Here is a 25,966-nt window from a genome sequence, read left to right on the forward strand (position 1 = left end):
TTTTTTTTGCCTTTTTTTTTGACGCTGAACAAAGAAATAAAATCTTACAAAGATGTTCAAAAACTTATTATAGCCTATCTTTGTATGATCAGATGAAGTAGCTTGCTTTCCGAAAATGGATCACAGGCGAATTTTAATTAATATTATTAAATGAAAAAAGGATTAATTATTTTCTTGGCAGCATTAGGACTATCTGCCTGTAACAAGTTCGAAAAGGGTGAAGGAGATATGACTTACAAGATCTATCAAAGTGAAGGTAAGCCAAAAATTCAGGAAGGCGATTATGTAAAGTTAAATGGTGTTCAGACAGTAGAAACCAATACCAATCCCGATTCGGTAATGGTAAATACTTACGATAATGAACGTCCTGCATTCTTTGCTATTAGTAAATCGATGTTTAAAGGCGATTTGGCCTCTGGCCTGAAACTGCTGGGGGAAGGGGATAGTGCTGTTTTTAAATTGAATCTGGATTCGATGGAGAAATATTCTGGTCAGCCGAAACCAAAAGGATTAAAATCGAACATTGCATCGTTTACCATTAAAATTGAAAAGGTTTTACACAAAGGAAAGGAACCCGATTCTATTTTTGAGGCAAAGAAAAGACTTTTTTTCGAAGCCGAATACAAAGCATTAAACGAGAAAAATAAAAAGGTCGAGCCTGCCAAAATAGCCAAATATGTTGAAGAGAACAACTTAAAAGTAACTACGGCACCTTCTGGCTTGCAGTATGTAATTTATGCCCCTGGCAACTCAGAAAGAGCAACCTTAACAGATACTGTATTAATTGATTATACCGGCCAGTTTACCAATAAAAAATCAAATGGAGCATTAAATGTTTTTGATACTTCAAATGCTAAAATTGCAAAAGAGGCCGGAATTTTTTCTGAAAATGTACAATATGTGCCACGAGGTTTACCATTGGGCCAATTGCCACAGGGCGTAATCCAGGGTATTCAAATGATTGGAGTTGGTGGTAAGATTAAGATGATTTTGCCATCGAAACTGGGTTTTGGCGAAAATGGCGGTGGACCGATCAACCCATTTACTCCATTGGTATTTGATGTAGAATTAAAGGGCATTATTAAGCCGAATGCGGCCGCACCATTAGCAAAGTAAATTTACAGAATCTGGTAGGTTTTGAAACTTGCGGGGTTATTAAAGAAGTCAGGTTTTTGAAACCTGACTTCTTTTTTTGTGAATTAAAAGAACATTTAAGAAAAGTTTGGCTGCTGCAGATATTTAGCTAAACCCAATCCTTGAAAGGCCTAACCGTTAAATTGGAGTTATAATATCTTTCCTCTTCGGTTACCTCTTTACCTATCCAATCTGGCAGATCGAAAGTTTCTTCTTCGCTTTCCAGTTCAATTTCGGCAACAATTAAGCCTTCGTTATCGCCAGAAAATACATCAATTTCCCAAAGTTTGCCGTTAAATTCAATTTCGTAACGGGTTTTTGAAAGTTCGGAAGCCGAAAAGTTATCCAGTAATTCGGTGGCTTCGCCAACCGGGATTTCATATTCATATTCTAAGCGTGTGGCGCCAATGGTTTCACCTTTTATGGTTAAAAAACCTTTGCTTTCCGTTGCCCTTATCCTTATCGTTTTGGTTTTATCTGTTAACAGATAACCCTGCCTTAAAAGTTTTCCTTTAGGCTTAGCCAGCTTATCCCAATTTAGCTGATGAATCAAAAATTTGCGCTCTATTTCTTTTCCCATTTTATCTTGCCCTTTTCTGTAAATCTGCAACAGGCATACTGATCAACCTCCCGATAGGCTGTTTGCCGCGATAGGTGATTACGCGTAACATACTGGCGTCTTTAGGTACCTGTAAAGCTGCGGTGTATTTTGGATAAAAGCGATCGGGTGTGGAGTTATCAAAACTGTAGTAAATATCCAAGCCCTCTATTTCTGTGGTCAGTTCTACCATCAGCTGTTTATCAGCATTTCGTTTTACGGTAAAAATAGGATCATAAATAGCAGGTGAATACTTGATCTCTGCTAAATCCAATCGCTTGAAATGCTGTTGCGTACGATCAACAAAATTTGTCCAGTTTTTCTTTTCAACCGGACTCCAAATGGATTCGGCAATGGCAAATGCACGTGGATAAAGCATGTATTCAACCTGACGGAAGGTAAAAATCTGTTCTGTCCAAAGGTTTGCTTGTGCACCAATAATGTACTTTGCATTTACACCTGCAGGAACAGGATTAAACTGATAAGCTTTATTTAACCTAAGCGAAGCATATACTTTTGGCTCGGTAATGGCATCAGCCTGCATATAATCCAGATAGGCGAAATCAGTCGGACTCATCACCACGTTATGTTTATCGTTAGCGGCCTGGATGCCATATTTCATTCCTCTCCAGCTCATTACTGCAGCTGTTGGGGAAACACCTCCCTCAAGAATTTCATCCCAGCCCATAAATTTTTTTCCTTTTGAAATCACGATCTGTTCTACACGTTTTTCAAAATATGCCTGTACCTGCGGCATGGTTTTCAAACCTTCGCGAAGCATTATAGCTTTAATCTGATCGTTCTTTTCCCAAAAATTATGCGGAGCTTCATCGCCACCCATGTGGATGTATTCGAAAGGAAAAAGTTTGGCAACCTGGGTAATGACCGAATCTAAGAATACATAAACTTTTTCATTGGCCGGACAAAGTGTATTATCAATCAAAGCCGTTGGTGGCGCACCACGGCTCCAATCCATTATTTTCTCGCCTGAGCGAACTTTATAGTTTACCGCATCTGGCGTGCAGGATAACTCTGGATAGGAGGCAATAATGGCTAAACTATGCCCTGGAACATCAATTTCCGGTAATATGTTTACAAAACGTTCTTGCGCATACTGAACGAGTTCTTTAATATCTTCCTGAGTATAAAATCCGCCATAGGTGCGGGGCTCATCCGGCGTAGGTGGAATAAAATCACCGAAAGTTCCGGTTTTTTTAACATTCCAGGCACCGGTTTCGGTTAATTTTGGTAAGCCTTTTATTTCGATCCTCCATCCTTCATCATCTGCAAGGTGTAAATGTAAGAGGTTGAATTTATAACGTACCATGCCGTCAATAAACTGTTTTACTTCCTGTTTGGTAAAAAAATGACGGGCAACATCGAACATTAAACCTCGCCAGCCTAATTTCGGATAATCTATTACATCAACGCAAGGTGCTTTCCATTTGATGCCATTTACAAGCTCTTTACTTTCTATTTCGGCAGGGAAGAGCTGAAGTAACGATTGAACGCCGTAAAAAATACCTGCCGGCTGATTAGCCGCGATGACAACCTGCGTAGGATTAACGTTCAATTTGTAGCCTTCCTTGCCCAATTGTGCATCTTCTTGCGTATTTAAAATTAGTTTGATGGTAGGATGTGTCGAATTGCTTACCGAACTCACGAATTTTCCGGTGGCAGTAGTAATTCTGTCAGAAAGATAATTTATAGATCGACCTAATTCTGCACTTTTAACCGCCTGTATAATCACATTTTGGGGTAATGTAAAGGTTCCCGTCTTTTTTACCAACGATACAGGCTCAGGTATAATGGCGATTGGTGTTTGTGTTATTTCACTTTCAGCATCGCCGATTTCAGTTTCGCTAACAATAGACTGAGCAGAGATATTAGCTGCGAAAAAACAGCAGGAGATAATCAGGAATAATTTTTTCATTAATATCATTAAAACAGATTGACCGGATAAGTATAATCCGCAATTTATTAAAAAAGATTTTAAATGAAGTAATTTAGGTTGATAGAATATGAATAGTGTATGGCGTTTAAAACGCTTTTCTTCTCATCATTATGGTTTGCACAACGCTATACAAAACGCTGGTATTCCAATCATTTAGGTAGCTGTAGCTTTTATTAATCTTTGATGGGTGAACTTAAGCATACAATAAAACTTAATTTACAAAAACTGTTTCAACCATTCCTTGGCTTTCTGATCATCCGCAAATGATTCCATCGGGATGGGCGGATTTTTAAACTTAAATACAATCTTCATAATCAATTGCGATAAACCGGGTTTCGAAACCATTGCCATAGCCTTATAGATTTGAGGCAACTGCTCGGTTGAAAACTTTCGCGTTTCTTTGTCTGGTACGGGAGAATTTTTTAAGTAAATTAACAAGGGAACTTTTTTGTTATTGGTGATTTTCCTGACCAGCTCAACATTGGCCTTAATATTCTCTACGGTACGTAAAATGCTTTTACTGTATGAAATCAGTATGCCATCATCCGTTAATAAATAATCGGCAATTTCGCCTTCTACAAGCTGTTTATCTTCCATTTTATCAGCAGATCGTTTTTTTCCTATAATATTATTTAAACTCCTTTATTCAGATGTGATTTTTAAAATTCTATTTTTTGTAATCTTCGTTTCCAGTAGAATGAGTATAAAATAAATTGCTAACAATACCATGGTAGTAAAAAATGTTTCGACATTTTTCTGATTGATTATCAAATCTAAAAAGCAGGTTAAAAATAAAAGGGAAAGCACTGCCAGAATAACTGTTGATGGTACAGATAACCTGAATTTATAGTACTCTACATTTATTTCTTTTGGGAAACTGATAATTATTTTAGGTAAGAAACTTTCGAATGAGGTTTTAATCCTGGTGAATTTTAAAGTCTTTTTATCCTCATTACCAAGAAAATATTTATCGGTACCAATGTTTATTGTCTCAAAAACGAAATCAAGCATCTGGCTTCTCTTTAAACTTCTGTTCCTCAGTCCTCGCTCAAGATCCTCTTTTTCGGAGCGATTTAATAAATATGTTTTTTTAAAATAGAGCATTATATTATTCTTTTAAAATAAGTTTTTGATAAATCTTTAACTATAAAATAAAGGCTTGATCATGCTGTACCTATTGGCTTTCTTTATTGAGATTAGTCTTGATGGCACGAACAAAAGCTTCATGTATATTTTTGCAAAATGGGCTTTGCTGATCTTTCAACCGCTCCGGATGCCATTGTACAAATAGTAAAAAGGATTTTCCTTTAGGTTCAATCCGCTCCATGGCTTCGGTAACCCCATCAGGAGAAATGGCACTCACCACGAGTCCTTTCCCTGTTTTATCTGTACTTTGGTGATGATTGCTATTTACCAATCCCTTATCAGTATTCACAATCTGGCTTAGCCATGAAGAGGGATTAACGATAATCTCATGATAGCGGTCAGATTTATCGTGCATTTTGGAATGATCAAATTTGCCCCATGTTGGAATGTCGGGAATTAAAGTGCCTCCAAAAAACACATTTCCGACCTGCATGCCCCTACAAATGCCCAGAACAGGAATGGAATGGGCTTCCGTATAGGTTAATACCTTAAATTCGAATTCGTCGCGTTTTTCATTAACATCATCATCGTAACAGTAAGGATAATATTCAGGCTGGTTATAAAATCGAGGATGTACGTCTTCACCACCAGTTAAAACAATGCCATTACATTTTTTGATCTCGTCGAAATTATCATGTTTATATCCAAGTTGGATTACTGAAACATCTCTATCGTAAGATAATACCCAGTCGCGGTAAATTTCATATTTACTACAATCGGTAACGCCAATGATTATTTGATCAGCCATGATGGTTTTGGACTCGTTGTTTTGAGATTTAATTTAATCCGATAGACAACACTAAAGATGGGTAAAAAGGTATAAAATTAAAAGCAATTGCTATAAATTGTTTTTAAATCTGATATCTTCAGCTACAAAAAATCAAACAAAATCCAATCTTTTGTATTATAGCTGTATACTCTTATCTTAAGTCATATGCGAACATTGCTTACTTCTGCTCAAATGCGCAGCGCTGATCAGTTTACCATTGCCAACAAGCCCATCGCATCAATCGATTTGATGGAAAAAGCTGCCAGAGCTTTTGTGCAGTGCTTTTTGAGAGATCAGTTTAATACCAATAAAAGCGTGGCTATATTTTGTGGGAAGGGAAATAATGGAGGAGACGGACTGGCTATTGCGCATTTGCTTATTGCTAACGGGTATGAGAATTTAAAAGTTTACCTTGTTAATTTCGGCGAAAAACAAAGCAACGATTTTGCGATCAACCTGCAACGGATGGAGGAAACGCGCTGTAAAAAAACAATCATCAACCAGGCTTCAGATTTAAAAAGTTTGAAGGCCGACATCATTATCGATGCCATTTTAGGTTCCGGCTTAAATAAACCGCTAAGCGGAGAATTTGAAGCGCTTGCGGAGAACATAAACAAGCTGAATAAAAAAGTGTATGCGGTTGACGTACCTACAGGCTTTTTTGCTGAAGGCAAATTACCTCAAGATTATAATGGGATAAAAGCCTATAAAACCATTTGTTTTCAACGGCCAAAGATTAATTTTTTCTTTCCGGAGTCGGCCATGGCGACTGAAAAATATGAGGTAGTTGATATTGAGCTGGATGAAGTTTTTATCCAAAAGCAAGAGGCAGATTTCTATTTGTTAGAATCGCATGATATAGAAAAAATCCTGCAGGCGAGAAAACTGTTCAGTCATAAAGGTACTTATGGCCATGCATTGATTATTGCAGGGAATAACCAAACCATGGGCGCAGCCTTGCTTGCTGCTATGGCCTGTTTACATACCGGGGCAGGGTTAACAACTGCCTGTATTCCACAGGCTGGATTAACCGCCTTAAATGCTTCATTGCCAGAGGTAATGGCCTTGACAAGGGATGAATACACCAGGATAGAAAACCCTAAAAAATATCAGGCAATTGCTATTGGCCCTGGTTTAGGTATCGAAACTGACCATGAAAGACTATTGGAAAGTTTGATTATGGCAAAATACCCAATGGTTATTGATGCAGATGCGCTGAATATTTTAAGCGAAAGGTCCGATCTGTTAGATAAGCTTGCTGCAGATACCATTATCACCCCGCACATGAAAGAATTTGATCGATTATTTGGAGAACATGATAACTGGTGGGACAGGGTGCAAACGGCTAAATTACAAGCCAAGAAACATGGAATCGTTATCGTGCTCAAAAATCAGTATACTTTTATCTGTTTGCCAACGGGTAAGGTACTGATCAATCCTACAGGTAATCCGGCAATGGCACAAGGTGGAATGGGGGATGTGCTTACCGGCATCATTGCAGGGTTTAAAGCACAGCAATATTCAGCAGCAGATGCTGCTATTCTGGCCTGCTATATTCATGGAAAGGCGGGGGATCATTTAGCGGAGGAACAATTTGTGATTCCTGCATCTCATCTTGCTACTGGAATATCAAAAGAAATTAAAGCCCTCATGTCTCAATAGTCTAGCCGGCGTGGTGGGGAAAAACTTTATAAACCTACTATACTTCTGGTTCAGAATGTATAGCTTAAGGGAATATTTAAATAACAGATATCATAAATACGGAAAACAAATTTTATGGCACAAAAAGAGTACACGCTGAATGAGTTAATTCAGGAATCGGCAGAGAATCCAAATGAAAATGATTTTTTTGAATTAGAGAAACCGGCCATGCTGGAGGTAAATCTGAAAAATCAAAAAATCCTCGCAAAGGCAGGTTCAATGGTAGCTTACATTGGAAATATCGATTTCAAAAGAGAAGGGTTATTAAGTAAAGGGTTGGGTGGCTTAATAAAAAAAGCGATATCTGGAGAAGGTACCTCACTCATGCATGCCAAAGGAACCGGCAAATTATATCTGGCAGATGAGGGGAAGAAAGTAAAAATCATCAAACTGCAAAACGAGGCCGTTTTTGTAAATGGCAATGATGTTTTAGCGTTGGAAGAGAATATTAAAAATGAAATAAAGATGCTAAAAAGCATTGCCGGAATGATGAGTGGCGGTTTATTTCAGGTGAAACTATCAGGCAGCGGTTATATTGCCATAACCACACATGGCGAACCAATTTTATTAAGGGTAACGGCTAACCAACCGGTGTATACCGATCCGAATGCTACGGTAGCCTGGTCGGAAAATCTAACGCCAAACATTAAAACCAATTTAACTTTTGGTTCTTTTATCGGTAGGGGAAGTGGCGAGTCTTTCCAGTTGGAGTTTTTTGGCGAAGGATGGGTATTGGTTCAGCCTTACGAAGAAGTGAAGTACGCTGCGAAGTCTTAAATTCTCTTGGTTCATGGAGAAATGAACCAAGGCGATGTAATCGTCTCGACCGCAGCGCCTGCCCGTACAGGCGGGGAGAGATTTTCATACATAAGGTCTTTTTCTATATACGTTACTGAGGTATTATCCTGTTTATACGGGAAATATTCATCTTTTTTGGAAAGCAGTTGCAGAGGCATTTGGGTTTTGATAGTCCTGCCATCCGCTTTATCCCGATGAAAAATCGGCATGTCCGCTATTGTCAGGTTTAGGTGGCGTGGGTTATATTACTATTAAGGTTTGCAAGAACCAGATCTGTAGTAAAACTTTTGGTTCGTGCAGACACGAACCAGGGCGATAGTGAAGACCCTGAAATAAATTACCTTCGGTGAACCTGGTTAAGGCTCGGTTTACTGCGTACCTTTCGGCTGTGCTGCAGGTCAGGGTGAAGGTTACTAAACAAAAAATCCCTGCATTTTTGAATGTCGGGATTTTTATATAATTTAATTAATATTCTCTATACACCACCCATAACCGTTAGCTTATCCATTGTTGGATTGATACTTCCGCCCATGGGCTCTAATGTCACGGCAAAAGCCTGTGCTTCCTGGATAGCTTGCATTTTTACCAGTGCTTCATTATGGGTAGAATCTGTTTTCCCGAAAACCCCTAAACTTACCGGTTTGCCATTTACCAGTGCCCATAGCTGATATTCATGTTCGGCATCGGTTTTTGGAAGATCCATTGCCACATAATTAATCAATACACTTTTATCTTTTTTGTTCCAGTAAACTTTCATTTTAGAAGCTGGGCTAAAAGCCTGCCCTGCCAAACGGATGGTTGCCCATTCCTTGCTATCGGCCATTGCGGCCATATTACCTAAGCCCTGGTTTTCAAATTCAAGTTTGCTTACTATGCCGGCAAATTTCTGTTTATCCAGGTTTAAGCTGGCAATCTGGTCATGTGCAGCATTCAACTTATTATAAGTAATAAACAATGCTGCTGTACTTACGACCAACAAAGCTACGCAAGCAACTAAAGCATAACGTAAGGTTCTCAGTTTACCATCACTTCCATCTAAACGTACAATTCCTGCTTCTTCTGTATAAATTGGTTTTGATTGAACATCTACATGCTCTTCAACTTTATTTAATCCCAGTTTCTCAAATAATCTTGTTTCTATATCTGCAGATGGTTGCACGGCGTTTTGCATAGCATATTGTTCCATAGCTTGCTCAATGGCGGCTATTTCATCCCTAACCTCGGGGTATTGGGATGCTATTTCCTCCACCCGCAATGTTTCTTCAGGTGATAAATCACCTAAAACATACAGTTCAAGTACTCCAGATTCGATATATGCTTTTAAATTTTCCACGCTCAATTAAAACTCCTTCTCAATTCAATAATAGCCAGTCGGATCCGGGTTTTCACCGTACCTAATGGCAGATCTAACTTTTCTGCGGCCTCCACATGGGTGAAACCCTTGTAATAAACTAAATCAAGAACTGCTTGTAAATCCGGTTTAAGGTTATTTACAAGTTGCTTAACACCAAGAACATCGGGGTTAAACGTAACCTTGTTTTGCTCATCAACAAAACTTACGTTATTTTCTATATCTTGGTTTTTGAGTGAATTCTTAAAATCTTTAGAACGTAATTTGTCAATCGATAAATTGCGTGCAATGTTCATCATCCACGTGAATAAACGTCCTTTGGTATGATCATAGTGTGCAGCAGATTGCCAGATTTTTACAAAAGTTTCTTGTAGTACATCTTCAGCAAGTTCGGTGTGGGTAATAATTCTTGAAATAACGCCATAAAGTGCTGATGAATACATACTGTATAGCGTTTTTAGTACCGCAGGATCTTTCGATTGCAGCGCTAGCACAAGTTCTGGCTCAGTTAGGGTTAATTTTTTAAATGCAGTCACTATGGTTACTAAGATACAATACACAACAGCAAAAGCAAAAAAAAGTTTTATAAACACATTCCGCTCAGGAATACGATTATAAAACTTTTACAGCGTTAATTAAGGGAATGGACTATGCTATTCCTTCAATTGGGAAGAGGTGTTTTTCGGCATGGTAAGATGAACGCACCAGCGGGCCACTCTCTACATACTTTAAGCCTTTTGCCAGGCCAGCTTCCTTATACATGGCAAAGGTATCCGGATGGATCCAGTCCACAACAGGATGATGGTTGCGGGTTGGTTGTAAATATTGGCCCAAGGTTAGGATATGCACGCCATTGGCCACTAAATCATCCATTGCCTCGAAAATATCTTCTTCTGTTTCGCCCAAACCAAGCATAATGCCGGTTTTTGTTCTTAACCCAAATTCTGAAATTCTTTTGAGGGCTTCTAAACTTCTATCATATTTAGCCTGGATACGCACTTGTTTGGTTAAACGCCTAACCGTTTCCATATTGTGCGAAACCACTTCCGGGCGCTCTTCCAAAACGCGGTATAAGTTATCCCATTGGCCTTTAAAATCGGGAATTAAAGTTTCTAATGTCGTAATTGGACTTTCTCTACGGATGGCTTGTAAGGTTTCTGCCCAAATGATGGAGCCACCATCTTTTAAGTCATCGCGATCTACCGAAGTAATTACGCAATGTTTAACACCCATTAATTTTACCGAATCGGCGATGCGGTTAGGCTCATCAACATCAACAGCCAAAGGACGGCCAGTTGCAACAGCACAAAAAGAACAGCTGCGGGTACAGATGTTCCCTAAAATCATGAATGTTGCCGTACCCGCACCCCAGCACTCGCCCATATTAGGGCAATTGCCACTTTCGCAGATGGTGTGAAGCTTGTGTGTGTCAACCAGGCTGCGAACCTGGGCATACTCTTTACCAACGGGTAATTTTACACGTAACCAGTCTGGTTTACGCTTTATTTCAGTCACAGCAGGTACTACTGGTAAATCAATCATGGTACAAAGTTAACGAATAGGATTGAATTGTTGCAATGTCGAAATGTTTGAGCGTTGTAATAATCCTCTGGAAAACTTGCGGAGTCTGCTGGTAGAGGCGGAGCCAAACTTTGCAAGTTTAGGGCCCGCCTGTAGTGTCAGAAATTCCTGTCTGAAGCTATTGAAAAATTAAACCACATTTATTCTGCCCATAGTTTTATGTGGTCTGTTAACTGTTTTCCGATTGCGGTAAGCAGAATCAACAATCAATCTTCCAAGTCCGACAAAAGGATCTGACTCAATTCTTAAGGTATAAAAACCATGAATTCAGCCAACCACTTTTTTCGGGTGGGGCAACATAAGCTTCCTAAGTTTACTATCCCAAAAGCGCTAACCCCTGCTACCTAAACCCTATTGAAGCGGCAGCTCCCGATTTTTCCGTCGGGACTATAGCGGAAAGAGGGACTGCTGTTGCCAATGAGTACTACAGCACCTTTCCAAATAACAATTGAGCAAGAAAAACAACATATTTTAATCATTCTGTTTGGTATTAAATGTTAGTTAAAAATCATATGCACAACAATACCATTTTAAAGGTTTTAACTTTCTAACTAAATCTTACATTTGCAATATGGATACTGGCTTACAGCTTTACAATACGCTTTCGCGCAAAAAAGAACTTTTTCAACCCTTAAATGCACCCCATGTTGGGATGTATGTATGCGGGCCTACTGTTTACAGCGATGTGCATCTGGGCAATTGCCGCACATTTATCTCGTTCGATTTAATTTTCAGGTATCTTAAATATGCGGGTTACAAGGTGCGTTATGTACGTAATATTACCGATGCCGGCCATTTGGAGGGTGATCGGGATGAAGGAGATGATAAGTTTGCAAAACGTGCGAAATTGGAACAACTTGAGCCGATGGAGATTGTTCAGAAATATACCTTAGGTTTCCATGATGTATTGCGTATGTTTAACACACAGCCGCCCAGCATCGAACCTACCGCTACCGGACACATTATTGAGCAGATCGAAATGATCAAGGTGATTATAGCCAACGGCTACGGTTACGAAGTGGATGGAAATGTATATTTTGATGTAGAAAAATATAGTAAAGAATACAATTATACGATTTTAACCAACCGCAACCTCGAAGATATGCTGAACAATACCCGCGAATTGGGTGGGCAGGATGAGAAACGCGGAAGGTTAGACTTTGCGCTATGGATAAAAGCAAAGCCAGAAACCCTGATGCAATGGCAATCGCCATGGGGCATGGGTTTTCCGGGCTGGCATATCGAATGTTCGGCCATGAGCGCCAAATATTTAGGGGCCGAATTTGATATTCATGGTGGTGGAATGGATTTGGCAGCAACGCACCATACCAACGAAATTGCGCAATCTGAAGCTTGCAGCCATAAACAACCCGCGCGCTATTGGATGCATACCAACATGCTTACCGTAAACGGTACCCGTATGTCTAAATCGGCTGGCAATGGTTTTCTTCCATTAGAGTTATTTACGGGAGACCACCCTTTGCTAAAAAAAGGGTATAGCCCGATGACGGTAAAGTTTTTTATGCTACAGGCGCATTACCGCAGTACGCTGGATTTCTCTAACGATGCTTTAGATGCCTCGGAAAAAGGTTACCGGCGTTTAATGTCGGCAATTGGCCTGTTGGATAAATTATCGGTTTCTGAACAAAACGATTTTGATATTGATGCATTGAAGGAAAAATGCATTAATGCGATGAATGACGACTTTAACAGTCCGATTTTGGTTGCCGAATTGTTTGAGGCGGTTAGGATAATCAATACCGTTTATGATGGTAAGGGAAAAATTTCTGCTGAAGCTCTAGCAAAACTCAAACAGCTGATCAACGACTTCGTATTCGATATTTTAGGACTAAAGGATGAGGATGCCGGAAGTAACGATTTAAATGGCGTTTTAGATATGGTCATCAACCTGAGAACGGAGGCTAAAGCGAATAAAGATTATGCCACTTCTGATCGGATCCGTATTGGTTTACAGGAATTGGGCATTCAGCTCAAAGATGGTAAAGACGGTACCACCTGGAGTAAAGCTTAGCGGATTTTAAGTTCGGAGTTGGAGCCGGGCTTTACACAGCCAGTCTGTAACCCGCTCAAATCAGTGCTAATTTGTCTGTAAAATAATTTCTGGAAAATTTTAAGTGCGTCTCCCTTTTTAAAAGGGGGGACAACTTGATCTGGAACGAAAAATGAATAACCTTTATGTGTAATTGTTAATTACTTTTAGGGGCACACATTAAAGAAAATTTTATATTCGCCAAAACATATTATATCAATTAATAATGAAACACTTATTTTCAACTGCAATCGCTTCGCTTTTAGCATTAGGCGCCTTTGCTCAAAAAAGCGATGGAACAACCAAATCTTTAATAAATGCAGAAAAGGATTTTGCCAGGTCAATTGCCAAAAATGGAGATAAAGAAGCTTATATAGACTACTCAACCACCAGTACTTTGGTGTTCAGGCCAAACCCGGTAAATGCTAAAACTTTTTATGCAGGTAAAGCAAATGCAGAGAATGATATTACATGGACGCCAAACCTGGCGAAAGTATCGCGCAGTGGTGATTTGGGTTTTACCACAGGGCCATACGAAATTGGTGCTTCAGAAAAAAAATATGGGCAATACTTATCGATCTGGAAACCGGAAAATGGCAGATGGAAATTAGCTATTGATTTAGGAACGGAAAGCAATAAGCCCTTGGCTAAAGTTACACCATCATTTGTAGAGCCCAAAGATCATGTTGCACCGAAATTTTTGAATGAAAGGGAAATTAAGGCCGGAAAAGAAATTATCTTAACCACCGAAAAAACGTTAAATACATTATTAAAAACACATGGAATTGCAGCATTTGGTGGTTTTTTAACCAGTGATGCACGTTTGCTTTTCCCTGGTAACGAAGCCATTGAAGGGAAAGGGAAAATTATTGCTTTTTATAACAGCATGATCAGTAAAATTAACTTGAAAACAACTGGTGTTGATAAAGCAATTGGTAGTGATCTCGCTTATACCTATGGTGTTGCCACTATCGATTACAAGGCCGATTTACGGGAAAGTTTTAATTATGTTTTCGTTTATGAAAAGGCGGCAGATGCAAGCTGGAACTTAATTGTACAGGCTTTTGTACCAGCAGAAAGATAAATACCAAAAATGTGAATTAAAGAGGGGCTATCTGTAAAAAAGAGGCCCTTTTTTTATTTTCAGGGATTTGCGTGGTTTGCTGACTGGCTCAGGCGTGGCCCTGATCCGATAATTATCGGATGAAGCGGCATCCTTGTAGCGCAGCGGAAAGATATAGGGGGAAAGCAGGAACAACATTAAAAAGGGCAATGTATATGCGCTACGAAAGAAAAATATTGCCAATAAAATTATCTATTTTACGTTTAAAAATCATGTATAAAAATTTACTTATTTTCTCTGTTCTCCTTTTGTTTTGTTTTAATGTTTCGGCACAAAAAAGGAAATTCGATGTGCAAGGCAAAGCAGGTGTTCGGGGCGTTATGCCTGAAAATACCATTGAAGGCATGTTAAAAGCGCTGGATTTAGGCGTTACCACTCTAGAAATGGACGCTGTAATTTCAAAAGACAAACAGGTGGTACTTTCGCAGGAGCCTTATTTTAATAACGAAATTTCGCTGCAGCCCAATGGAAAAGAAATAACATTGAAAGATCAAAAGAAATTCAACATCTACAAAATGGACTATGAGCAGATTAAAAAGTTTGATGTGGGCAGTAAAGTTCACAGTCGTTTTCCCGGACAGATGAAGTTTAAAGCTTACAAGCCTTTACTTTCCGAAACCATAGATGCTGTGGAGGCTTATGTTAAAGCACAGAAACTGGCTAAGCCTGTTTACAGCATCGAAACAAAAACGATAAAAAACGGTGATAATGAATTTCATCCGGAGCCTGCAGAATTTGTAGAACTGATTATGGATGTAATTCATGCAAAGAAAATTTCAAAAAGAGTAATTATCGAATCATTTGATATGCGGACACTGCAATATCTGCATGAGAAATATCCAAAAATACAAACCTCTTTACTAATTGATGAAAAAGAGCCTCTTGAAGATTATATTGAGAAATTAGGTTTTAAACCGACTATTTATAGTCCTTATTCGGTACTGGTTGGTAAGGGTCTGGTAGATCGCTGCCATGAAATGGGAATCAAAATCATTCCCTGGACCGTAAATACAGTGAAGGAAGTAAAATACTTTAAAAGTTTAGGCGTAGATGGCATTATTACCGATTTCCCAAACATTATGGGGCAATTGGATAACTAGTCTTGGTTTATTGGTCGGTGTCTCACCGACTGAAATAAAAGTTTAGCTGGCTGGTGTGACACCAACCATTAAAAAATAAAATAAAAAAAGCGCTGATTTCAGCGCTTTTTTTATGAATTTAAATGCCTAGTGGTGCGATTCAGGAGTTTCTGTGTGGTGTGCTTCAGTTTTTTCATGTGAAGAGGTTTCTTCTCCATGGTGAAAAATTGGTCTGGTGAAAGCCACAAGCAGGATTAAAACAATAATCCATACCGTTAATGGCAAAGCCCAAATGCCTTTTGTTTGCTGAACCGGTGCGTGTGAATCGTGAGCTGACATATTGAATATTTTTGATTTAAGAATTTATGCTTTGTAATTATGTGGTAAAGATAACAACAAAATTAAAATAACAAGGGCAATTGGCGAATAGTATTTTAAGATTATCCTCTTCTTAAAAAGGACAAAAGGCACTGCCTTTTATCCCTGTAAATCGTAAATCATCATTTTCATGCTATTCATTTTGCTTTTAATACGGGTTTGGTGTTCCTGCAAAGTGCTTTGCTCTTCCTGAACGGCATTAAAAAGTGCTGCCTTTCTGAAATAATTGGCCGCTTCATCGAAATTTTGTTGTTGCTCGGCATATAAGCCTAAACATTCGTAAATGTGCGATTCACAAACACCAGGTATCAGTAAAGCCTTTTCTGCAACCTGTTTTACCAGTTTGTGCATTTTAAGGGTGATCACAAGTTTCAGGTATGGTTTGTACACCTCAGGGAAATCAGGATCAAGTTCGATGCAACGTTTGTAATAATAACCTGCGGTTTTGTAATCTTTAAAATGATGCTGAAAAATGTTGCCCAGCTGAAAATAAGCCCTGGCATAATCAGGGTCGAAAACCAGAATTTCGTTAAAATACTGAAGTGCTTGTGGTAATTCGCCCCAATGCAATTCTTCGATAGCCTGTAGATATTTTTCATCTACAGTAGTATAAATGTCCATAACGGATATCATTAATTTTGATAAGCAGTAATTGCTTAGCAATGTGTAATAAATTGATTTTAAAATAGGATTTTAAATTGTTGAAACTTAAAACCGACTAAGGGTTGGGAAGGAAACTTAAATCAATACCCAAGCCCTTTATGCCACAAGACGGGCTAAAGCTTAACTGCTGGATATGTAGTTGACGTAGCATTTCTATGATTTTTTGCAAAGATATTTATTTTCAGTGAATTGCAAATTATTTTGATAAACTCTCTGAAAATTTCTCATTATTGTGCAGACCGGAACCAAGTAATAATCAGGGAAATTAAATTAGCTGCAATAGGTATTTACAGTCGGGCTTATAAATCCCGACTAGCCAGGCTAATGTTACAATAAATCCTTAATGATTTTTTCAATTGATAAACCTTCAGCTTCTGCGCGGTAATTACGCACAATACGGTGGCGTAGAATAGGTTCGGCAACTGCTTTTACATCTTCAATATCAGGAGCGTATTTTCCGGTTACTGCTGCATGGCATTTGGCACCCAGCACCAGAAACTGCGAAGCACGTGGACCTGCACCCCAGCTGATGTATTTATTTACAGCATCAGTAGCAAATTCTGTATTCGGACGGGTTTTCGCTACGAGTTTAACAGCATATTCCAATACATTGTCTGTTACCGGAATCTCTCGGATCAATTTCTGGAAATATTGAATATCATCAGCATGGATAATTTTTCGCAGCTCAATGGTTTTATTACTGGTGGTGTTTTTAACAATGTTCAGTTCATCAGCAAAAGCCGGATAGTTTAACTGAATATTGAACATGAAACGGTCTAACTGGGCCTCCGGAAGGGGGTATGTTCCTTCCTGCTCAATCGGGTTTTGCGTGGCAAGAACAAAAAATGGCTTAGGCAGGGAATGGGTTTGTCCGGCTGCCGTTACCGATTTCTCCTGCATGGCTTCTAACAGTGCCGCCTGTGTTTTTGGAGGGGTACGGTTAATTTCGTCAGCGAGGATGATATTGGAAAAAACAGGTCCTTTTATAAATTTAAAGTGTCTGTCTTCGCCTAAAATCTCTGCACCGATAATGTCGCTTGGCATTAAATCTGGTGTAAATTGGATCCGGTTAAAATCAAGATCGAGAACGGAAGCCACAGTTTGTACAAGTAAAGTTTTAGCCAATCCGGGTACGCCCACCAACAGACAATGTCCGTTGCTAAAAATGGCGATTAAAACAGATTTTATGATGTCATCCTGTCCAACTACTACCTTGCTTATTTCAGCTTTAATGTTGTTGAAAGATTGATGAAGTGCATCAACAGCTTCTACTTCGTTTTGATATTGCATTGGTGTTATTTTGCGGCTGTGGCGGTTTTAGTCCAGATTTTTAATTCATCACAGTTATTAAATTCATCGTCGATTTTAATGTATGTGCTTTCGCGACGTTTTTGAAACCATTCACTTAAAGTACGATTAATTTTATCACTTTGTGCAGCATCTCTGATTTTTGGGAAATCCTGGGCTAAGTTTGCCTTGTGCGGCGGAATTTTAGATTTTAAATATAAAATACGGTAACCTTGTTTTCCATCAGCAGCAGTAAATAAATTAGGCTGAGAAATACCACCTACTTTCATGCTATCGATAACCAGAAAAACTGAAGGATCTAATTTATCAACCGGTATAAAGGTGCTTCTAGACTGAACGTCTTCAGCATTAAGCATCATACCACCGTTGTATTTACTATCTTTATTATCAGAATAAAGGTTTGCTGCGGCTGCAAAGCTTAATTTTTTGGCCATCAGGTTGTTGTAAATACTATCTGCATGTAATTTTAAACGCGTTAAACTTTCTGGTGTAGTTTTAGGCATAATTAAAATGTGCCTAACATGTACCTGCTCACCCCTGCGTTCTAAAACCTGTAAAAAGTGGAAACCGTACTCAGTTTCGAACACTGGTGAAATTTCTCCGGCTTTTAATTTAAATGCCCAGGCTGTAAATTCTTTAACCATGGTGTTCCTATCGATAAAACCATAATCACCACCATCCGAGGCCGAACCTGGATCTTCAGAATAGGTTTTGGCTAAAACACCCATATCTTCACCACTTTTAACCCTTAAACGAAGCGCTTCAATTTTATCGCGGAATTTTTGTTTTTCCGCTCTGGTTAACTTTGGATTTAAAATAATTTCACCAACCTCAACTTCTGTATTGAATTCCGGAACGCTATCGCCCAACGATTTGAAGTATTTCTCCACTTCCATTGGGGTTACGTTAATATTTTCGGTGATTTTTTGTTGCATTTTATGTGCAATCAGTTCATCTTTTATCGATGGTCTGATTTCATCTTTATACTGTAATACCGATTTGTTTAAAAACTGTTCCAAACGCTCCTGTCCGCCGGCACGTTGCATGCTGTAACGCATACGTTTATTTACTTCGTCATCAACAGCACCATCTTCAACCATTACCGAATCGATTTCAGCCTGTTGTTTAAGTAATTTTTGGGTTAAGGTTTGCTGCAATATTTTACACTTAATGTCGCTGTTTTGTGGATTTCCCTGATAAAGATATTGCGTGTATTGCTGGTTTAAGTCAGATAGCAGGATAATATTATTCCCTACAACAGCAGCAACCTTATCTACGGTGTGTTTTTGAGCAAAACTGTTTAAAAACAGGCCAATTAAAGCGGTTACTACTAAAAAAACTTTCTTCATTCTATTTATTATATTTTCAAATTTAATACTTATCAGTAAAAAATCAGACAGATTACAACTTGGCAAGCTTTTTTAACTCACTTTCATTAATTTTGATCTGATATTTTTGTTTGAGGCTTTTCAGCCATTTTTCTTCTAAACTTTGCTGGTAATCAGCAATTACCATCCCTCTCACATCGCCTAACGGCTTACTGTACTTTTTTTGGTTTTTGGCATAAAATTCATTTATCGCTTCTTCGTCTTCCTGTGCCTTGTTCCAGATTTTTTGTTCCGAAACATTAAACATTAAAACACCTTCCCGATATTCATTCAGTAAGAAATCATGATCTTTGCTGCTGGCACCAGCTTTTTTATGTGTGGCCAATGCATCCTCATAAGTTTTAATTTCTTCCTGGTAATCTGCGCTTTTATCCAATCCCATCTCTCGGGCATCTAAAACCTTCAGCTTAAAATTTATGTACAAATTTAAATAGGCCTGCAAAGTATCGTATGGAACACTTACATTTCCGTTATGGCTTTTTTTGTATGCCCACATCAATTCTTTAGCACTTATCGATTTCCCGTTTACCACAGCAACGTTTTGAGCAAACGAAATGCTATACATCAAGCAGAAAAAAAATAAGGAGTAAGCTTTCTTCAACCAGAGCACTCTATAAATTTTAAGGGATAAAAGTAACAATTAGCGGCGCTATTATAAGATATTTAACTAATTTTAACAGAAATTATTATCCGGCAAAAATACGAATGGAAAACCAGGTTACCAACAATGCGAATGCTTTACGTTTATTTTTTACTGAAGAGGTTTTTCTGGTAAAAGATGAAAACGTAGAAATTCAGCCTTTGCGTCATGCTGAGCCAGTTTCTGCTATCGAAAATGTCTCTGTAAAACCATCAGTTGAACCTGTTTTAAAGTCAGATATAGCGCAAATTCCGGAGATTAATCCTGTAAATCAATCTAAAGTTTATCCGAAAGCTCCAGAAATTCCGCATCAGGTGGCAGAATCTGCGCCTGAAAAAACGTTTAAATTTTTGGGTGGGAATAAAAAATCGGTACTTATTTTGGTTAATGATCATGAGCATGAGGTAAGTACCGAGCAGGGAAGGGAACTCTTGAGGAAAATTGTTAAAGCTGTAGATTTGGGTACGCCTGATTTTGCACTGCTAAATTATTCAAATTATAAAGGAACAGATTTTGCAGAACTGCACCGGTTTTTCAAACCTGCCATTATGTTATCTTTCGGGGTGGAGTTTGCCGATTTGAGATTGAACTTTACCTGGCAGAATGAAATCATTGTTCATGAATCCACCAGAATGATCTTTGCCCCACACCTCCATCATCTGGATAGCGATTTAAATGCTAAGAAAAAATTGTGGGGGCATCTGCAGAAAATTAAATAGCATTGTTTAGTATAGGGTATTTGGTATGGAGTATCAAGTATTAAGTATCAAGATGTGACGCCGTCGCCTTTATATAGAAAGCCTTAACCTTTCAACATTTCAACTTTTTTATCTTTCAACTTTTTTATCTTTCAACTTTTTTACAATGAAAAAACTTGTATTTGCGACCAATAACCAACATAAAACGGAAGAAATACGTGCTGCACTAGAAGGCAAATATGAAGTATTGAATCTGGAAGATATTGGTTGTTTGGTTGATATTCCTGAAACTGCTGATACTTTTGAGGGTAACGCAACTTTAAAAAGCAGCTATGTAGTTGAACATTTTAACCTGGATTGTTTTGCCGATGATAGCGGTTTAGAAATTGAAGCATTAAATAACGAACCTGGTGTTTATTCTGCAAGATATTCCGGAAGCAGGGATAGCCAAGATAATATTAACTTGGTTTTGGCAAAGCTTGAGGGAAATCACAACAGAAAAGCGAGGTTTAAAACAGTGATCTCTTTAATGCAGGACGGCAAAAATCATATTTTTGAAGGGATAATAGATGGAACAATCAGAACTGCCTTGTCAGGTTCAAAGGGTTTTGGTTATGATCCTATTTTTCAGCCAGATGGTTATGAAATCACTTTTGCTGAAATGGATCTTGCACAAAAGAATAAAATCAGCCACCGAGCTATAGCGCTAAAAAAGATGTTGGAGTTTTTGAAGGGTATTTGAGTGATCGTTATGCTGGATTTATTTTACAAGCAGAAATGATAATGTCAATTGCTTTGTAGCTGCTTCGTGGTCAGCATCTTACAGATTGCGTAGGCCCTGAGATAACTTACCTTCGGCGAGCTCGCTTAAGGCTCGGTTTACTACGTAGCCTTTCGCTGCACTACAGGTCAGGGTCAAGACTATCAGAATAGACTACATTTTACCAACTGGTTTTTTCACCTCGCTCGAGTCTTTTTTCGGTAAGATGGGTTTGATGCCAAAGTTGGTCGTATCTGCCGGTTTACTTTGAGGCGATTGCTGATCAACCTTTAAGCTGTCTTTCCCCAACGTAATTTTTGGATTAACAGCGGATGTCTTTATTGAGGGTTTGTTTGCAGAGGTTGCTAATCGTTTTGCACCTTTTACCGTTTTACCCGCAATGGTTTTAGCCTTTACTTTGTTTTTAGGTTTCCCGGCTGAACCAATAGCGTCTTTCTTTGACTTCGGACGTTCGGTGGGTTTCCACGAAAAGCCTTTTAATACATGGTCTTTTGCAATGGTGTTCTCCGGATTCAAAGCCCCTTCTATTCCTTTGATATACACAATTTCCTCAATGGCATTTTCCTTATCCTTAAAAATAAATTTTATCCTGCTGCTCAGGGTTTGATTCATTTCTTTGTACACTTTTGTACTGTCATCGTGGGTGTAATAAATACTTTCGGCATTGCCATCCACATATAAGGTTTTGAATTTTCCGTTGGTAAAGAATCCTGTCATCAATCTTCCTTTTATCTGGTTAAACCTTAACGAATCTTTCGGTGTATTCACTAAAAATGCGTTCCTGAAAGCCTGTAAATTATTCAGTTTTTTATTCTTAAACTGAACAAATATGGTGTCGCCAACCTGTTGCGAACCTTCCGACCAGATGATTGGGTTGTTGTAGCAACGTAAGGTAGAATCGGCACTGGTATAAAACAGACTATCGGTTTTGGCCTGGATATTGGTTTTAAAAATCTTAACACCATGGTAAGCCTTAATGATACGCGTTTTAACGGTATCGGCTGGATTAAATTTGGCCGTATCTGTTTTTAATGTGCCACCTTTTAAATTCCCGAGAACTTTTGTTAAGCTATCTTTGACACCAGGTTTTGCGATTTTTTTTGGCAGGCTATCAACATTGGCTTTGGAAATATCCTTTGTTAAAGTTGAAGTCTTGTCTGTAATCTTTTTTTGTAAACTATCAATTTTGCTTTTTGATAGGTTCTTTACAATTGGATTAGTTTTGTCACTGTCAGCAGGTTTTTTCAGGCTGTCTGTTTTAAGTTTAGGTAGGTTTTTAATAATTGAATCGGCCTTTTCCTTCAAAATATTACGCTTTTGTAAACTGTCCAGATTAATTTTTGGCAGCCCTCTGCCAAGCGAGTCTGCTTTTAATTTTAAGCTATCGATACTCTTATCTTTCAGATTAAGCTGGCCATCTGTTTCAGCCTCACCTTTGTTGTTTTTGTTTTTATCAGCCTTGCCATTTTTGGCATTAAGCTTATTTTTATCTGATTTTTGGCTTAATTCGGCTTCTGGTTTATATTTCGGTTCCCCTTTTTCTTTCTTTCCGCCATCTTCATCATCTTCCCCAACCTGGTTATCGGCTTTTATCGAAATTTTAGGCACTAATTTTAAGGTTTTTTGCAGTACCATCTGCGTTTCCAGCGTATCTGCACCCATCCATAAACTATCGGGCCTTTTTTTATTGTTTACCATAACTGAATCTTCGGTACCTATACCCAGGTAGGCGTTTCGGGTGACCAAAGTCCGCTGATCCAGTTTATAGTAATAGCCTAAATCGCCAAACATTTTCATCTTGTCTTTCGTGTCAGAGAAAACAATGTTTTTAACCGCTTTTCCAACGCCCTGTTTACCATAGTAATACAAACTATCACCTTTTAAAGAACGTGTACCCTGCGTGTAAAGATTTTTCTTTCCAAAAAAGGCATCCTCCGTCATGGTATTATACTGGCCATTTTCGGTGTAAAGATTATCGTCTTTTCCTTTGATATTGGTTGGTCCGTAAAAAAAAGTCCACTTACTCTGCGTGTTGTAGCTCATGGTATCCGACTTTATGGTCGACTGTGGCGTAACCACAACTACATCATATTTAAAATAGGCATCATTCGAGTTGCTAAAATAATAGCCGTTTTTACTGGTTAACGTTACTTCTTTATTTACGATTTTGCCCCCGCTGGTATAAGTTCCGATCTTGCTCAGGGTATTGTAATCTAAAATATTGGTTGTTAAAATCGATGTTGGATCGATCATTTTCACATTTCCGGTTAAATGCGCATGTTTCTTATTGCCATCATACTCCAGTTGATCTGAATAAATATCTGTTGTAAGCTGGTTGATATGAACGTTTTTAAAAGCTTCGAAATAGTTACGTTCGCTATAAAATACGGCACTGTCGCAGGTTAAAGTTGCGTTGTCCTGTTGAAAAACAGGGTTACGGAGATAACTGATTTTTTTCTTGGTATCTCCGGTTATTTTAGAAAATGAAACGATTTTAATCTTCGAAGCAGGTTGCTGGCCGAATAAAAGTACCGGACTGATTAAAAAGAGTAAAAAGACAAATAGTTTTTGCACACTACAAAGTTAGTTTTTTGTTCCGAACGTTCGGAATACCAGTTAAAATTAAATATTTTTGATGGATGTTACCCCTAAGCCAATTCCAGGATTTTATTGAACAGCAAAAATTATTTGTTCAGGGCAATCGCATTCTTTTGGCTGTAAGCGGGGGGAAGGACTCGGTATTAATGCTGCATCTGTTTAAAGCGATAGGTGTTGATGTTGGTGTGGCACATTGTAATTTTAATTTGCGTGCCGATGAAGCGCAACGCGATGAAAGTTTTGTTGCCTTATTGGCCAAAAATTTTGATTTACCTTTTTATGTAACGCATTTTGATACCAAAAAATATGCGGCTGAAAATAAAATTTCTACTCAGATGGCAGCACGTAATCTGCGTTATAACTGGTTTGAAGAAATCAGGCGTAATGAAGGATACGATTACATTGCCCTGGCGCAACATCAGAACGATGCAGTAGAAACCGTACTCATCAACCTTACGCGTGGCACCGGCATCAGCGGATTGCACGGCATTTTACCTAAACGTAATTTCCTGATCAGACCTTTGCTCTTTTTAAACCGCCAGCAGATTGAGGAATTGGTAATCGCCAATAACATCGGTTTTGTGGAAGACAGTTCGAATTCAAGTACCGCTTATACACGCAATAAAATCAGGTTACAGGTTGTACCGCATTTGCAGGAAATCAATCCCAATCTCGAGAAAACTTTTGCCGAGAATAGCGCACGTTTCGCCGAATTGGAGGCTTTTTTGAATATACAGGTACAGAAACTCACTGTTGAAATCCTGAATAAAAGAAATGATGGTACCTATATATCCTTAGCGGAGATTTCCAGATTAAACCCCCAAAAGTTATTGCTTTACGAGTTGCTTAAACCGTTTAATTTTGCTGAAAATGTGGTGCAGGAGATCTTAAACAGCTTAAAGGCCTTAAGTGGTACGCATTTTTTCAGCACTACGCATCAGGTGATTATCAACAGGAACGACCTGGTTATTGTTGAGCAGCATTCATCGGTTACAGCCAATCAATTTATCCACCCCACAACTGAAAACGTTGTTTTTGGCCGGGAGGAAATTTCATTGGTGTTTACAGCGGAGTTGGAATTCGAAGCAAATTTGAATAAAGCTTTTGTCAACGCAGATAAATTAATTTTTCCATTGGTAGTGAGGAACTGGCAAAATGGAGATAAATTTATTCCATTGGGTATGCGCAACCTTAAAAAGGTAAGTGATTATTTTATTGATGAGAAAGTCCCCCTGCATTTGAAAAGCGTTACGCCGATTCTGGTTAACGGGAACGGTGAAATTATCTGGATTGCTGGTATGCGGCAGGATAACCGATACAAATTAACTGCTGCAACAAAAAAAGTTGCTATATTCGAACTCAAAATTAAATAAGTGGAAAGCAAATACGCCTATATCGAAAAACAATACATCGGCCGTGATTATGTCCGTATTTTCATCAGGCTGATTATGGCTGCGTTCTGTTTCGCCGCTTATGTTTACGAGCGCGATCGTGACAATACGCAAGATTTGTTCCTGGTTGTCGGTTTCGGAATCATAGGTGTTTCTATGCTTTTGCTTTTTCTGATCCAGTACAAAATCGTAGTAGATAACGGCAGTATCATTCTGGATGGCCTATGGACAACTAAACGCGTTAAGATCGACCTGAATAGTATTGTAGATGTACGTAAGGCTACCTATAGCCGTTATTTTTTCAATAACCCGGTTTACAATCTGCACACAAAAGGAACAATCCGCTTTTATTCATCAGGTAAGGATGCGGTGGTGTTAACCGATCGCGATGGCCTGGAATATTTTATTGGTACCCAAAGGCCTAATGAACTTTTCCTTGTCATTAAAGAGGAAATGAGAAATCTGAAATAGTTTTCTGGCTAGGCTAGATTTGAGATCAAAAAAATGTCGGTTGTGAAAGCAATCTGGAGTCTGTAAATATGTTGGAAAGAGTTGTAGCAGATTATTGGCAATCCTGTCCCGCTATCTCTGCTGCTGCCCTTAGAAAAAACGGCGAGCATTCGTTCGATCGGGTTTTGGCTCGTTGGGTTTATGCTACTATGTCTGTTTGCGCTGCTACCGCCTTAAGTTTTTAGCCCTGATTGTATCGACAGCCCGAGGTACGAGGGCTATAGCGTAAAGCAGGAACTAGCTTTAATAAGTTCCAAAAGCCCTGCGCTCCAAAATAAAGACATGAGCTATTAAAAAAGATAGATAGTCATCCTTTGATTTTTCATT

The 25,966-nt window shown here is 38.6% G+C and carries 24 protein-coding genes; 10 read left to right on the forward strand and 14 right to left on the reverse strand.

What is annotated here, in order from left to right; genetic code table 11:
- Positions 1–150 precede the first annotated feature (150 nt).
- Positions 151–1,116 (forward strand): FKBP-type peptidyl-prolyl cis-trans isomerase, encoded by a 966-nt coding sequence (locus ACK1I8_RS21520; protein ID WP_412467299.1) that lies wholly within the window; start codon positions 151–153, stop codon positions 1,114–1,116.
- A 127-nt stretch (positions 1,117–1,243) separates the two neighbouring features.
- Here ACK1I8_RS21520 and ACK1I8_RS21525 read toward each other — a convergent pair whose 3' ends face one another.
- From ACK1I8_RS21525 to ACK1I8_RS21545, 5 genes are all read right to left on the reverse strand, one after another.
- Positions 1,244–1,714 carry a CYTH domain-containing protein gene (locus tag ACK1I8_RS21525; RefSeq protein WP_412467300.1) on the reverse strand — a complete coding sequence of 157 codons (471 nt, stop codon included), beginning with the start codon at positions 1,712–1,714 and terminating at the stop codon, positions 1,244–1,246.
- 1 nt (position 1,715) lies between these two features.
- On the reverse strand, positions 1,716–3,665 hold the full coding sequence (locus ACK1I8_RS21530; protein ID WP_412467301.1) for a beta-N-acetylhexosaminidase: 1,950 nt from the start codon (positions 3,663–3,665) through the stop codon (positions 1,716–1,718).
- Positions 3,666–3,902: 237 nt separating this feature from the next.
- A complete protein-coding gene (locus ACK1I8_RS21535) occupies positions 3,903–4,283 on the reverse strand; it encodes an STAS/SEC14 domain-containing protein (protein WP_412467302.1) in 381 nt (126 codons plus the stop codon).
- A 45-nt stretch (positions 4,284–4,328) separates the two neighbouring features.
- Positions 4,329–4,790 (reverse strand): hypothetical protein, encoded by a 462-nt coding sequence (locus tag ACK1I8_RS21540; protein ID WP_412467303.1) that lies wholly within the window; start codon positions 4,788–4,790, stop codon positions 4,329–4,331.
- 70 nt (positions 4,791–4,860) lie between these two features.
- Complete coding sequence (locus tag ACK1I8_RS21545; RefSeq protein WP_412467304.1) at positions 4,861–5,580, reverse strand: gamma-glutamyl-gamma-aminobutyrate hydrolase family protein; 720 nt, start codon at positions 5,578–5,580, stop codon at positions 4,861–4,863.
- Between the two features lie 186 nt (positions 5,581–5,766).
- Between ACK1I8_RS21545 and ACK1I8_RS21550 the strand changes: the two genes are divergently transcribed.
- On the forward strand, positions 5,767–7,263 hold the full coding sequence (locus ACK1I8_RS21550) for an NAD(P)H-hydrate dehydratase (protein WP_412467305.1): 1,497 nt from the start codon (positions 5,767–5,769) through the stop codon (positions 7,261–7,263).
- A gap of 114 nt (positions 7,264–7,377) precedes the next feature.
- Positions 7,378–8,079: an AIM24 family protein gene (locus ACK1I8_RS21555; protein WP_412467306.1), complete on the forward strand. Its 702-nt coding sequence runs from the start codon at positions 7,378–7,380 to the stop codon at positions 8,077–8,079.
- Between the two features lie 496 nt (positions 8,080–8,575).
- Here ACK1I8_RS21555 and ACK1I8_RS21560 read toward each other — a convergent pair whose 3' ends face one another.
- Genes ACK1I8_RS21560 through lipA form a run of 3 tightly spaced genes read right to left on the reverse strand, consistent with a single transcriptional unit; the run spans position 8,576 to position 10,993 of the window.
- On the reverse strand, positions 8,576–9,433 hold the full coding sequence (locus ACK1I8_RS21560) for an anti-sigma factor domain-containing protein (RefSeq protein WP_412467307.1): 858 nt from the start codon (positions 9,431–9,433) through the stop codon (positions 8,576–8,578).
- A 2-nt stretch (positions 9,434–9,435) separates the two neighbouring features.
- A complete protein-coding gene (locus tag ACK1I8_RS21565; RefSeq protein ID WP_412467308.1) occupies positions 9,436–10,044 on the reverse strand; it encodes an RNA polymerase sigma factor in 609 nt (202 codons plus the stop codon).
- Positions 10,045–10,099: 55 nt separating this feature from the next.
- Entirely contained in the window at positions 10,100–10,993 is an 894-nt protein-coding gene (gene lipA / locus ACK1I8_RS21570) for a lipoyl synthase (RefSeq protein WP_412467309.1), read from the reverse strand.
- 610 nt (positions 10,994–11,603) lie between these two features.
- Between lipA and cysS the strand changes: the two genes are divergently transcribed.
- From cysS to ACK1I8_RS21585, 3 genes are all read left to right on the forward strand, one after another.
- Positions 11,604–13,064, forward strand: coding sequence for a cysteine--tRNA ligase (gene cysS, locus ACK1I8_RS21575; RefSeq protein WP_412467310.1), 1,461 nt, complete (start codon positions 11,604–11,606; stop codon positions 13,062–13,064).
- A 244-nt stretch (positions 13,065–13,308) separates the two neighbouring features.
- A complete protein-coding gene (locus ACK1I8_RS21580; protein WP_412467311.1) occupies positions 13,309–14,166 on the forward strand; it encodes a nuclear transport factor 2 family protein in 858 nt (285 codons plus the stop codon).
- A 251-nt stretch (positions 14,167–14,417) separates the two neighbouring features.
- Positions 14,418–15,305 carry a glycerophosphodiester phosphodiesterase family protein gene (locus ACK1I8_RS21585; protein WP_412467312.1) on the forward strand — a complete coding sequence of 296 codons (888 nt, stop codon included), beginning with the start codon at positions 14,418–14,420 and terminating at the stop codon, positions 15,303–15,305.
- Positions 15,306–15,431: 126 nt separating this feature from the next.
- On the opposite strand, the gene ACK1I8_RS21590 is transcribed toward ACK1I8_RS21585, so the two are convergent.
- The 5 genes from ACK1I8_RS21590 to ACK1I8_RS21610 form a co-directional block, all read right to left on the reverse strand.
- On the reverse strand, positions 15,432–15,623 hold the full coding sequence (locus tag ACK1I8_RS21590; protein ID WP_412467313.1) for a hypothetical protein: 192 nt from the start codon (positions 15,621–15,623) through the stop codon (positions 15,432–15,434).
- Between the two features lie 138 nt (positions 15,624–15,761).
- On the reverse strand, positions 15,762–16,283 hold the full coding sequence (locus ACK1I8_RS21595; protein ID WP_412467314.1) for a hypothetical protein: 522 nt from the start codon (positions 16,281–16,283) through the stop codon (positions 15,762–15,764).
- Positions 16,284–16,652: 369 nt separating this feature from the next.
- Positions 16,653–17,615 (reverse strand): AAA family ATPase, encoded by a 963-nt coding sequence (locus ACK1I8_RS21600; protein ID WP_412467315.1) that lies wholly within the window; start codon positions 17,613–17,615, stop codon positions 16,653–16,655.
- A 5-nt stretch (positions 17,616–17,620) separates the two neighbouring features.
- Positions 17,621–18,982, reverse strand: a complete 1,362-nt coding sequence (locus ACK1I8_RS21605) for a peptidylprolyl isomerase (RefSeq protein WP_412467316.1) — start codon at positions 18,980–18,982, stop codon at positions 17,621–17,623.
- Positions 18,983–19,034: 52 nt separating this feature from the next.
- Positions 19,035–19,586 (reverse strand): hypothetical protein, encoded by a 552-nt coding sequence (locus ACK1I8_RS21610; RefSeq protein WP_412467317.1) that lies wholly within the window; start codon positions 19,584–19,586, stop codon positions 19,035–19,037.
- A 140-nt stretch (positions 19,587–19,726) separates the two neighbouring features.
- Here ACK1I8_RS21610 and ACK1I8_RS21615 point away from each other — a divergent pair, with 140 nt between their 5' ends.
- Complete coding sequence (locus tag ACK1I8_RS21615) at positions 19,727–20,380, forward strand: hypothetical protein (protein ID WP_412467318.1); 654 nt, start codon at positions 19,727–19,729, stop codon at positions 20,378–20,380.
- A 145-nt stretch (positions 20,381–20,525) separates the two neighbouring features.
- Positions 20,526–21,101: a non-canonical purine NTP diphosphatase gene (locus ACK1I8_RS21620; RefSeq protein WP_412467319.1), complete on the forward strand. Its 576-nt coding sequence runs from the start codon at positions 20,526–20,528 to the stop codon at positions 21,099–21,101.
- Between the two features lie 192 nt (positions 21,102–21,293).
- Here the strand turns inward: ACK1I8_RS21620 and ACK1I8_RS21625 are convergent, their stop codons facing one another.
- Positions 21,294–23,714, reverse strand: a complete 2,421-nt coding sequence (locus tag ACK1I8_RS21625) for an OstA-like protein (RefSeq protein WP_412467320.1) — start codon at positions 23,712–23,714, stop codon at positions 21,294–21,296.
- Positions 23,715–23,779: 65 nt separating this feature from the next.
- Here ACK1I8_RS21625 and tilS point away from each other — a divergent pair, with 65 nt between their 5' ends.
- On the forward strand, positions 23,780–25,111 hold the full coding sequence (gene tilS / locus ACK1I8_RS21630; protein WP_412467321.1) for a tRNA lysidine(34) synthetase TilS: 1,332 nt from the start codon (positions 23,780–23,782) through the stop codon (positions 25,109–25,111).
- A complete protein-coding gene (locus ACK1I8_RS21635; RefSeq protein ID WP_090988355.1) occupies positions 25,112–25,600 on the forward strand; it encodes a hypothetical protein in 489 nt (162 codons plus the stop codon).
- Positions 25,601–25,966 lie beyond the last annotated feature (366 nt).

Origin of the sequence: Pedobacter sp. KLB.chiD, from assembly GCF_047040275.1 — a bacterium.
GTDB lineage: Bacteria > Bacteroidota > Bacteroidia > Sphingobacteriales > Sphingobacteriaceae > Pedobacter.